General features: G+C 56.1%; 11 protein-coding genes. 5 read left to right on the top strand and 6 right to left on the bottom strand.

Annotation, left to right across the window (positions count from 1 at the left end; translation table 11 throughout):
- Positions 1–331: 331 nt before the first annotated feature.
- Positions 332–976: a pyridoxamine 5'-phosphate oxidase gene (gene pdxH / locus WH50_RS13525; RefSeq protein WP_110187786.1), complete on the bottom strand. Its 645-nt coding sequence runs from the start codon at positions 974–976 to the stop codon at positions 332–334.
- Positions 977–1326: 350 nt separating this feature from the next.
- On the opposite strand from pdxH, the gene WH50_RS13530 reads away from it, so the two are divergent.
- Positions 1327–2013, top strand: coding sequence for a hypothetical protein (locus WH50_RS13530; protein WP_110187794.1), 687 nt, complete (start codon positions 1327–1329; stop codon positions 2011–2013).
- A 6-nt stretch (positions 2014–2019) separates the two neighbouring features.
- On the opposite strand, the gene WH50_RS13535 is transcribed toward WH50_RS13530, so the two are convergent.
- Positions 2020–3000: a hypothetical protein gene (locus tag WH50_RS13535; RefSeq protein WP_110187787.1), complete on the bottom strand. Its 981-nt coding sequence runs from the start codon at positions 2998–3000 to the stop codon at positions 2020–2022.
- 387 nt (positions 3001–3387) lie between these two features.
- Between WH50_RS13535 and WH50_RS13540 the strand changes: the two genes are divergently transcribed.
- Positions 3388–3768, top strand: a complete 381-nt coding sequence (locus WH50_RS13540; RefSeq protein ID WP_341476835.1) for a HopJ type III effector protein — start codon at positions 3388–3390, stop codon at positions 3766–3768.
- 145 nt (positions 3769–3913) lie between these two features.
- Here WH50_RS13540 and WH50_RS13545 read toward each other — a convergent pair whose 3' ends face one another.
- From WH50_RS13545 to WH50_RS13555, 3 genes are all read right to left on the bottom strand, one after another.
- On the bottom strand, positions 3914–4384 hold the full coding sequence (locus tag WH50_RS13545; RefSeq protein ID WP_110187788.1) for an LPP20 family lipoprotein: 471 nt from the start codon (positions 4382–4384) through the stop codon (positions 3914–3916).
- A 1-nt stretch (position 4385) separates the two neighbouring features.
- Positions 4386–5093 carry a FlgO family outer membrane protein gene (locus WH50_RS13550; RefSeq protein ID WP_133251322.1) on the bottom strand — a complete coding sequence of 236 codons (708 nt, stop codon included), beginning with the start codon at positions 5091–5093 and terminating at the stop codon, positions 4386–4388.
- 68 nt (positions 5094–5161) lie between these two features.
- The gene (locus tag WH50_RS13555) at positions 5162–5515 is read right to left on the bottom strand and encodes a hypothetical protein (protein ID WP_110187790.1); all 354 of its coding nucleotides are present in this window, start codon (positions 5513–5515) and stop codon (positions 5162–5164) included.
- A gap of 321 nt (positions 5516–5836) precedes the next feature.
- On the opposite strand from WH50_RS13555, the gene WH50_RS13560 reads away from it, so the two are divergent.
- The gene (locus tag WH50_RS13560; protein WP_110187791.1) at positions 5837–7051 is read left to right on the top strand and encodes a flagellar assembly protein T N-terminal domain-containing protein; all 1215 of its coding nucleotides are present in this window, start codon (positions 5837–5839) and stop codon (positions 7049–7051) included.
- Positions 7052–7115: 64 nt separating this feature from the next.
- Positions 7116–7304, top strand: coding sequence for a cell division protein ZapB (zapB, locus tag WH50_RS13565; protein WP_243410107.1), 189 nt, complete (start codon positions 7116–7118; stop codon positions 7302–7304).
- A gap of 221 nt (positions 7305–7525) precedes the next feature.
- Here zapB and WH50_RS13570 read toward each other — a convergent pair whose 3' ends face one another.
- Positions 7526–8185, bottom strand: coding sequence for a YiaD family glycine zipper/OmpA-like lipoprotein (locus WH50_RS13570; RefSeq protein WP_104152096.1), 660 nt, complete (start codon positions 8183–8185; stop codon positions 7526–7528).
- Between the two features lie 116 nt (positions 8186–8301).
- On the opposite strand from WH50_RS13570, the gene WH50_RS13575 reads away from it, so the two are divergent.
- Positions 8302–10215, top strand: a complete 1914-nt coding sequence (locus WH50_RS13575) for a beta-ketoacyl synthase (protein WP_110187793.1) — start codon at positions 8302–8304, stop codon at positions 10213–10215.
- The last annotated feature ends 83 nt before the right edge of the window (positions 10216–10298 follow it).

Consider the following 10298-nt stretch of genomic DNA (forward strand, 5'->3'; position numbering starts at 1 on the left):
AATCTATCTGCGTTGCCGAATACCGCGTCAAAAACAGGCTCACAGCCAAAGGCTGAACGTGCTTTAGCACGGCCCCAAAGGGGTGAGCGGGGCGAGTCAAATGCTCATTTAGTTCACTAAACTCCGCTTTTTCGCCTGTTTCTTGTGCCCTCGGGGTATTTCCTTGTCTCGGCTGCATCGATAACGTTTTTCAACCGCCTGTTAAGCGTGCCACCACAGACAGGTTGATAATCTCTGTCGGGTGATCTTCGTCGAAAGAAAAACGGGCCGCAGGATCATCATCCTGCGGCCCGTCATTGTTTTGTACCCTGCGCGACAGCGCAATGGCGGATCAGGGCGACAGCCGGTCAATCTGCCATTCGCCGTTCAGCAGGCGATATTCAAAACGATCATGCAGACGCGAAGCGCGTCCCTGCCAGAACTCGAAGCGACGAGGCTGCAGCAGATAGCCAATCCAGGCGTCAGGACGGGGAATATCATCCTGCGGATGGGCCTGTTTCAGCTCCTCGATACGTTGTTCAAGCACCGCACGATCGGCCACAGCCGCGCTTTGCACGGATGCCGCTGCACTAAGCCGGCTGCCCAGCGGGCGGGAATTGAAGTAGTTTTCAGCATGTTCAGCAGGCAACTGCACCACCTCACCCTGAATGCGTACCTGGCGTTCCATGCCACGCCAGTAGAACAGCAACTCAGCCCGGGGGTGCGCCGCCAGTGCCTGACCTTTGCGGCTACGGCTGTCGGTATACCAGGAGAAGCCGTCTTCATTGCAGTGCTTGAGCAGCACGATACGGGCCTCAGGCCAGCCCTCTGCATCCACCGTTGACAGGGTCATGGAAGTGGCATCATCAGGATGATGTTCACGGGCTTCTGCCAGCCATTGCTGAAACTGTGCCAGTGGTGTGGCCTGCAGCATGGCCCGACGTAATTCGCCGGCCTCATACTCGCGACGAAGATCCCGATAATTCTGCTCGCTCATGACATCTACTCATAGTGCAGGCCAACCCAATACGGCAGTCAGCCCGTGTTTAAACAAGGGACACTATCTTAGCTGGCCTAAATAGCATTCAGGTTGATGTTTATCAAGACAGGGCAGTGCAGAAAGAGCATTGCCTCCCCTCTGCATCACAGTGCTGCACCTCGTTTTCCAGAGCTCTCCCCAACAGGGAAGATACGGATAAGCATCGACTACAATCTGACAGGTTTCAGTGACATCCTGTTGCAGTTGCCACGCACTTTCCATGGGATGATCCCTCCCCCTTTGCGCTCTCCTTGGCAGCGCGCGCAGGCTGGTTTAGCATGGCAGACCTTTTACATGATTTACAAAAGATGACATTCAGAATAATCGCGATACTGATGATCATATTTGGCCTGGCAGGCTGCGCAGTGACTTCCGACCCGGGGCTGCGCCGACTGGCCAAGACCGATATTGATCTGGTCACGGATGCCTATATCGACGAGCAGGAAGCTCTCTGTCGCGAGCTGACCATCAAGCTCTACAAGCGCAATCCACTTGAGTTGCAGCGTCAACCCGGCATGACCATCAGCCGCCGCCTGCAGCAGCTGTTCCAGCGGCCACGGGCTTTGCACTTCACCGAGCTGAATAGCGAAACAGGAACCAACGCCATCGAGCTGGCCCTGAGTGATGACTTTCATGGCGACCGTGTATTCGCCCTGATGACAGGCATTACCAGTATGCTGGACGCATCCTACGGCGGACGGACAGAGTATTTCATGCTCGACAGCCTGTCGGCGGACCGGCTGACAAAAAGCGCCCGCAATCTGGAAATAGTGCTGTGGCGTCTCAAGCATCGCGGCCCCAGCGCAGATACTCCGTGGCTACTGACCAACTCCCTCGACCCCGAACAACCCAATCTCAGCTTTGAGCGCCTGTTCGGCAAGATGATTGCACTGCAGGATATGATGGCCACCATCAGCAACGGCGGCGAACAACGCAACATTAACCGGGTCGTGCAGGGTATCGCGTCAGCGGCCCTTTTCCCCCTCGGCATCTAGTGCCTGTTATCTCAGCTGCACGCTGGCAATCTGGTGATGCTGATTAAGGTGCAGTGTGACATCCGCGCGGGCAGGCATTTCTGCCAGCGTATGCCGGGTGATGCGCTCGTAGTGCATGATGAAACGGCGGATCTGCTCGGCATCCATGATGCGCAGACCGTCGGTGGCGTGATGGGTTCCCATCATCCTCACTCGCTCTGCCAGCTTCTGCTCCTGCTGCGTACGCCAGGCATAGACCGCCTCCATAGAAGGCACTTTCAGCATTACCAGTGCATCCAGCTGCTCAAACAGTTCGGCGTATAACCCCTTCAGCTGTTCGTTAACATAGCGCCGCCAGGTTTGCTGATCGTCTTCGACTTCCTCAAGGGTGTTGACGGGTGCAATCAGTTCTTCGTCAGCCTGCGGCTTGGCCCCCACACACCAGCCCTCGAAGATAATCACGTCGGCACTGCCTTCCCACTCCTGCCAGAACATGGGATCACAGCGATCATCAATGGATTTATCGAATACCGGAATCTTGGTGGCATGATGGCGCTCTGCCTGCTTCACCGATTCAATCAGCTGCAGCCCCAGATCAATATCATGAGTTCCGGGCACACCCCGGGTCATCAGTAATGGATGTACTTCACTGGCCAAACGCTCGCGCTCCTCACGGGTCTTGTACAGATCGTCAATGGAGAACACCACCACACGCTTACCAAAACCCGCACTGAGGATAATTTCCAGCAGATTACTCAGGGTGGATTTACCGGCCCCCTGAGCACCGTTGATCCCCAATACCATCGGCCGTTGCAGACGCTCCTGACCCGCGACCACCCAGGCAGCCAGCGGTACATAGATGGCTTCCAGCACACGCACCAGACCGATATCAATCTGCAGGCTGGTCAGGGTACGGGCAAACGCCTGCTCAGTAGCCTTGACGGCCTGTGCCCGGGCCACATCCGTCAGCGCCAGTCGATCCCGCGGCCAAAGTGCCGGTGTACTCATTGCTCAGACCACTCCCTCTACAACCCCTGCCGGAACATCGGCAGACTGCGGTGGCTCATCTTACCTGAAGTCAGCAGGCGAGCCTGACAAAACTGCGTAACAAGGCCTTTCGCTGAGCGCCCTTGCCAGTCTGCACAGGCAGCGCTTGCTTGCCTGACAGCGGCTTATGACTTAACTTAGCCCCTCAGTTACAACCAAAGTAGTAGTACGCTCCGCCAGATTGCAGGGGTTACTGACGTGCTTTCCGCATCACCAGCGAGAGGCACATCACCAGCTTCTGCCGCCTTTCTGGCGGGGCTCCGGCAAAGCAGCGCTGGCCTTGCGATCAGTCCCAGATCATGGCGCCTGCGTCTGCGCAGCCGGCTACCGACCAACAGGACAGTGTGAATGAACCAGATGACCCTAACCTTCTTTCTCGATCATGTTGGACAAGATGCCAGCCTCGACTTTGAAGACACCATCAACCTAATCCATGAACACTATGACTATCAGCCAACCAGCTTCACCAATGGCTGCGAAAATGACCAGATCGTCAACGATGCCGGTACCAATGAAGGCTCTTGCAAGATCTTCGCCTTCGCCAAGCTGCATGAGCTGAATGAAGCCCGCACGCTGGCCTGCTTTGGTCGCTACTATCATCAGGACGTCCTGCAACACCCCGATGGCAACGACCACCGCAATATCCGCCTGTTTATGAAGTACGGCTGGCAGGGCATTCAGTTTGCTGACTCCCCTCTCACCCCAAAACGCGAAGTTCAGGTCGGCTGACAGGGGGCTCATGTCGGCTGTGTACCTCGTCGGCAGTCCACAAAAAAGCAAAGCCTTCCACCAGAAACAAACAGCCCTGATCTCACCGAGACCAGGGCTGTTTTCAATATGCGTCGTGACGCGGCCATTCAATACGCAAACAGCACTACATACGCAGATAGGCCCGCTGAATATCATCGGTCAGCTGCAGCTCCAGCACCGTGGCATAGACATCGTCCTGCACAGGGTAGGTCTTCACCACCCGAGCACCACGCACAATACCTGATACCGCACTCTGAACCCGATCCCCCTGCAGCACCATATCATTCATGCTCGACTGCGATCTGATCAGACGACCATGGATGACGGATGCCATTTCCTGATAAGCCTGTAACTTCGATGCCCGCATCGCCATCAGAATCTTGTGCTGCTGGTTTTGACCGGGTTGCAGGCTGATCGGGGCATACCCTACCACTGTGATGATTTCAGGACTGCGCGTCGTGGTACCACAGCACACTGCCGCGGGTTCTGCAGCGGACTGCGACTGCACATTCTGACAACCACTTAGCAATACCAGCGCGGTCATGGCAACCCAACGCCACAGCGGAGTGTTAACGGTTGCGCTGTCGATCAGCATGTTATTTGACCAGCTTGGTGTTGTAGAGGTAGACGCTGGGCGCAACGTGCTGCTCGATGATCTTGCCCTTGAAATTGCGGGTCGCATCATAGCCACCCATGATGCCTTCCACATCATCGGTCGGCAGGAAGCCCTGGGCAGATGACATCACCACCTTGGACTGCAGATCAATCATACGCGCGTTGATCATGACCCCATCAGGAAAACCGGTGTAGGTGCCGGTCAGTACATAGTTGATGCGGTACTGACGGGTCAGCTCTTCCAGTTTGCGACTGAAGGCAAAATCACCCTGCTGGTTGACGCGGATAGACCCCATGGTCTTGAAGTCGACGATTTTATAACCGCGCACCTGCATCTCGTGGATCATATTCTCCTGCAACTGAATCCCCAGCTTGTTGGTTTCGCTGAGGTTTTCCACGTTCACGAACGAAGTGACGGCAATCGGCGTGTCCTGCACATTGGCAAAATCCTTGTTGGCCGATAGCTGGTCAGCCATAAAGCTCACCACATCAGACAACACCGTCGGTGCAGAACCCGGCGTGCCCATGCGGTCATAATGTTTACCCTGCATGAACTGACTGCTGGCCATCTGCTGCTGAGGCTGGGTGTTTTGCTCGTTGCAGCCAGCCAGGGAGACCATAAAGCCCAGTGCCAGCGCCACCTTCGAGTACGGACGGGACAGACGAAAAGAAACCTTTGATGAAGACACGGAAGCCTCTGAAACTGGTGATCGGCTGGCAGCGGAGGAAAGACGGCAAGACTTCATTTTCTACCTCCTCAGTTCTTCAGCTTATTGCAGGGTGGGCCCAGATAGCGATCATCTTCGCGCACCGTAACATTGAAACCACCGCACACATCGCAGGGTGCATGGTAGCGGATTCTGGCAACTTCCTTGGCACACTGCGAACTGGGAGTAGGCACCACCATGACCCGCAGTGAACATTCGGGGCAAGGCTGGGAAGAGGCAGTCTGCTGAGGCAGCTGGCAGGTGCCGCCACTGCAGTTGGGTTCATTGGCCTGGGCACTGGTCATGGTCGAGACCATGCAGCCCATCACAATCATCAGCCCGGCCAACAGCTTGAGCAGCGTTCGCACAGGCATCGCCACCTTAACAAGGATGTGCGCCATCATCTTTCTGTTTCCTGTCCTTGCACCTTGCGCCACGACGCAGGTGATATAACGTGAGCATGCCCGGCCAGGAGTCACTCCCTGCCGGACAAGGCATGAAAAATCCGCTTGTCTTGAGCGTATCGACGACTCAGGTTAAAACTTTACGTAATGTTTCAATGTCCAGGGTTTCTAATGTTCAACAGGTATCAGGTCGATTCGGGTGGTGAATGGCGTGTTTAACCGTAGCTCCGGCTTCACCCCCCGGTTATCCTCGTGATCTGCCTGCTGCAGTCACAATGTCAAAGTATAGTCATCAAGTTCAACAAATCATCAGGATTCCGCATGCTGCATCGCTCCCTTCTTCCTTTCCTGTTGCTATCTGTACTGCTGCCTCTGGCAGCCCAGGCCGTCACCGTGGACTCCCAGGGTCAGGCGCTGATAGGCATGGGGGGTAAAGATCAGGCCCGTGAACAGGCGATCCGTGAAGCCTCCCAGCAGGCACTTTTGCAGGCGGGCAGTTCATTCAGCAGCAGTCAGGAAATGGAGAACGGTGTCATGCAGCGCGACACCACCCGCATGAGCAGTGAAGGGCGTATTACCGATATCAAGGTGCTCAAGGAGAAAACCGACAACGGTGTACTGATCGTATGGATTCGTGCCGAGATTGAGCCTGAGCAAAGTTGTGCCCAGCCCGGCATTACCCGCAACTACCGCAAGAATATTCTGATCGCCGCATTCCCGATGCTGCGCCCCGATGACGCCACCCTCGGAGGTATTGGCAATATCGTCAATGATCTCAGCATTGATCTGGCCCATCGTCTTGGCGGCTCCCCCGGGCTGGCCCTGCTGCCGATGGGCAAGATGCAGGTATTGGGTGCTCAGCAGGCTCCTACCACCGGCGACCTCCCCAACATCAGCCTGGCGCTGCCGCAACTGCGCCATCTGAGTAATGTGCAGTATGTGGTGTCTGGCCGAATTCGTGACCTGTCGATGGCCCCTATCGACAACGCCACCTCCGGCTCATGGCTGTCGCCCTCCAACTTTAAGGACTATGTCCCTGGCCTGGTCACCGAACATCGTCAGTTTGCCATGGACATCTACGTGCATGATGCCGACGACGGTCAGTTGATTTTTCAGGACAGTATACAAACCTCCGGCGCCTGGATTCCGGATCGCTTCAAACAGATTGGTTTTGGCACAGAAACATTCTGGAAAAGTCTGTATGGACAGGCAGTGAACCGTAGCCTCGACGGCCTTGCCCATAAATTGACCGGCCTGCTACAGTGCCAGCCCTTCAGTGCCCGCATCATCCGCGCTGAAGGGCAGCGACTGCTGGTCAATGCTGGCCATCAGGCTGGCCTGCGGGTAGGTGACACCTTGCAGGTATATCGCCAGCGCTATGACTATGGTCCACAGGGAGAAGTCTATCCACAGCTGGATGACACCCAGACCAGTGCGCGGGTTAGCAGTGTCCAGGGGGACTCGGCCTGGCTTGAGTTGCCTTTCGATGCCAGTCAGATCAATATCCAGCAGGACGACCGGGTGATGGCGTGGTAACCTCTCACGGCAGCATGACCGCCGCTCCGGCCGTGCGTCATCAGTCAGTACAATCAGGAAATCAATGATGCCAAATGAATTACTCAACAGTCTGGACAACAAGATTCAGAGTCTGATCGAGGAAGTAGAACTGCTGCGCCTTGAAGTCAGCGAACTGCGCCAGAGCAAAGCCGATCTGGAACAGCAGCGCAGTCAGTGGGAAGACGCTGTAAAATCCATGCTAAGCAAGTTTGAACAGGTCACTGAAGCCTGAGCCAAGAACGCTAGCCGAGATCAGTAAAAAGCCCCTGGCCATCGTGATGGCCAGGGGCTTTTTACGTTAGGGCAGTAACACCTGCGGATTTACCGGGGCATACTCGAAGGCGCTCACGAGCGAAGGCCAGACAGGGCGGAAAGTGCCAGGGAAGCAGAGCTCAGTGCCCTGAATACACATTCCGCAGGTCTTTTCACCCCTGTATGGCCATAAATACGCTGTTACTGCATCGGGCGAATCTGCAGGGTTACACGGCGGTTCTGTGCCCGCCCGTCCGCGGTATCATTGCTGGCGATAGGATCACGCTCACCCAGACCACGCGCCGTTACCCGGCTCGATGGAATGCCATTCTGCAGCAGATAGCTGGCCACCGAATTGGCACGACGCTCAGACAGCAGCTGATTGTGCTCGAATGAGCCGGTTGAATCGGTATAGCCCACCACGTCCAGATGCGTCTGGTCGTATTTGACCAGCACTTTCACCACACTGTTGAGGGTGTTGTAGAACGACGGCGCAATCTGCTCGCTGTCGGTTGCAAAGGTAATATTGCCCGGCATCACCAGATCAATGGCGTCGCCATTACGGTTCACCTGAACGCCAGATCCCTGCAGCTCCTCACGCAGAGCCGCCTCCTGACGGTCGAAGTAATTACCGACTCCGCCACCAATCCCCGCCCCCACGGCGGCACCAATCAAAGCCCCCTTGCCACGGTCGCTTTTGCTTGACACCGCAGCCCCCAAAACGGCGCCAGCGACTGCACCAATTCCTGCTCCTTTGGTGGTGTTACCCACCTTCTGCTGACCAGTGTAAGGATCAGTCGTCATGCACCCTCCAAGGAAGACTGCGACGAATCCCAATGTCAAAAATTGCTTATGTTGCATATGCACTTTCCTTACTTTTTTGCGCCACGTCATGCTCTGGTCACAAAGCCCCCGGCTCTATACAATGCTCGTTATTTTCCGAATTCCAAGCCACCAGCCCTCGAGAGGATGTTTCCTTGTCTCATTTGCCTGTCATCGTCGGTTTTGGCGGAGTGAACGCTTCAGGGCGTGCTTCTTTTCACCATAGTTATCGCCGCCAGGTCATCGATCAGCTCTCTGAGGACGCATCGCAGCAAACCTGGCTGAGTCTGGCTACCATGATGGGCTTGGCCAAATCCGAAAACGGTCAATTTTTCGACGCTCGGAATCAACCCCTGTCCGCTCGCGAAGTGGTCAGCCTGTTCGGCGACTATATCCGTAATAACACCCAAATTCGTCGAATTAACCATGAGGCCTTTGACGTCAACAACGTCCCGCATCATGTTGCCAGCAAACTGGCTCCGATGGAAAACGCTCCGCATCAGTTCATCATCCGCCAGCGCCACATGCCTGAACATGTACCCTCCAGCTGGCAGTTACAAGACCTGGGCAATGGTTATCTGCAAATCACCACCGCAGAACCACTGGACGTGATGCTGTATGACTACCGCAGTGCGCCGGTGCAGAGTGGTGGCCAGTTACCGACAGGTTTCCTGCCCGGCGAGCTGTATCAGTCACGTAACCATCCCCGTGCTTTGCAGATGACCGTCTTCGGTGCTTCTGACTGCCTGGGCTCGATGGGTATCGACTGGAGCCTGATCCGCGGCCGCGTTGCCCCCGATCAGATCGCAGTCTACGCTGGCAACTCTATTGGTCAGCTCGATGACCACGGCTTTGGTGGCATGCTTAAATCCCATTACATGGGCAAGCGCGTGACCTCCAAGCAGATGCCACTGGGCTACGGCCAGATGCCTGCTGACTTCATCAATGCCTATGTACTGGGCAGCGTGGGTTCAACCGGCACCTCACTCGGTGCCTGTGCCTCGTTCCTGTACAACCTGCAGATGGCCGTGCGCGACATCCGCTCAGGCGTCAAGAAAGTCGTCATGGTCGGTGGCAGCGATACGCCCATTACCCCGGAAATCATCGAAGGCTTCCGCGCCATGGGTGCTCTGGCAGAAGACAAGAACCTGCGCGATCTTGATGGCATCGCTGAGCTGACCGAAGAGCAGTATCGCCGTGCCTGCCGCCCCTTCTCTACCAACTGTGGCTTCACCGTGGGTGAGTCTGCCCAGTTCATCATGCTGATGGCGGATGATCTGGCCGTTGAGCTGGGTGCTCAGGTGTTTGGCTCTGTGCCTGACGTATTCGTCAATGCTGACGGCCACAAGAAGTCCATTTCGGCACCCGGCATCGGCAACTACCTGACTCTGGGTAAGGCCGCCGGTCTGGTCAAAGCCATTCTGGGCGAAAAGGCCCTGCGTCATCGCACCTTCGTCCATGCCCATGGCACCAGTACCCCGCAGAACCGGGTGACCGAGTCGCATGTGCTCAACGAAATCGCCAAGGCCTTCAAGATTCCGTCATGGAAGGTAGCCGCCATCAAGTGCTACCTCGGCCACTCACAGGGCACCGCCGCGGGAGATCAGCTGACCAACGCACTGGGCGTCTGGGCCTATGGTCTGATCCCCGGCATTGGCACCATTGATCACGTCGCCGACGATGTACACAGCTCTAATCTGATGATTCGTGCCGAGCATCATCACGTAGGCACTGACGGCATGGATGCGATCTTCCTCAACTCCAAAGGCTTTGGTGGCAACAATGCCAGCACCGCTGTGCTGTCGCCGGAGGTAACCATGCAGATGCTGAGCAAGAAGCACGGCAGCAAGGTCATCGACACCATGCGCAGCCGTCAGGAGCAAGCCATCGAAAAAGCCCATGGTTATGATCAGGAAGCCACCAAGGGTACCGCCCGTCCGTTGTACCTGTTTGGCCACAACGTGCTGGAAGGCGAAGATCTGGCGATCAGCGAAAACGCCATTACCCTGCCCGGTTTTGAAAACCCGGTCAGCTTGGAGCTGGAAAATCCGTTCGCCGATATGGTGTAACCGGCACTAGGTCACGCTCCCCATAAACCTTCAGCCCGGCACATGCCGGGCTGAAGGTTTATGGGGTATTCACGGCACAACAT

Origin of the sequence: Pokkaliibacter plantistimulans (assembly GCF_003194385.1) — a bacterium.
In the GTDB taxonomy this organism is placed as follows: Bacteria; Pseudomonadota; Gammaproteobacteria; order Pseudomonadales; family Balneatricaceae; genus Pokkaliibacter; species Pokkaliibacter plantistimulans.

Excerpts from the sequence above, each read along its gene's own strand:
- pdxH (WP_110187786.1), bottom strand. The coding sequence starts at position 976 with ATGAGCGAGCAGAATTATCGGGATCTTCGTCGCGAGTATGAGGCCGGC.
- WH50_RS13530 (WP_110187794.1), top strand. The coding sequence starts at position 1,327 with ATGACATTCAGAATAATCGCGATACTGATGATCATATTTGGCCTGGCA.
- WH50_RS13535 (WP_110187787.1), bottom strand. The coding sequence starts at position 3,000 with ATGAGTACACCGGCACTTTGGCCGCGGGATCGACTGGCGCTGACGGAT.
- WH50_RS13540 (WP_341476835.1), top strand. The coding sequence starts at position 3,388 with ATGAACCAGATGACCCTAACCTTCTTTCTCGATCATGTTGGACAAGAT.
- WH50_RS13545 (WP_110187788.1), bottom strand. The coding sequence starts at position 4,384 with ATGCTGATCGACAGCGCAACCGTTAACACTCCGCTGTGGCGTTGGGTT.
- WH50_RS13555 (WP_110187790.1), bottom strand. The coding sequence starts at position 5,515 with ATGATGGCGCACATCCTTGTTAAGGTGGCGATGCCTGTGCGAACGCTG.
- WH50_RS13560 (WP_110187791.1), top strand. The coding sequence starts at position 5,837 with ATGCTGCATCGCTCCCTTCTTCCTTTCCTGTTGCTATCTGTACTGCTG.
- zapB (WP_243410107.1), top strand. The coding sequence starts at position 7,116 with ATGATGCCAAATGAATTACTCAACAGTCTGGACAACAAGATTCAGAGT.
- WH50_RS13570 (WP_104152096.1), bottom strand. The coding sequence starts at position 8,185 with ATGCAACATAAGCAATTTTTGACATTGGGATTCGTCGCAGTCTTCCTT.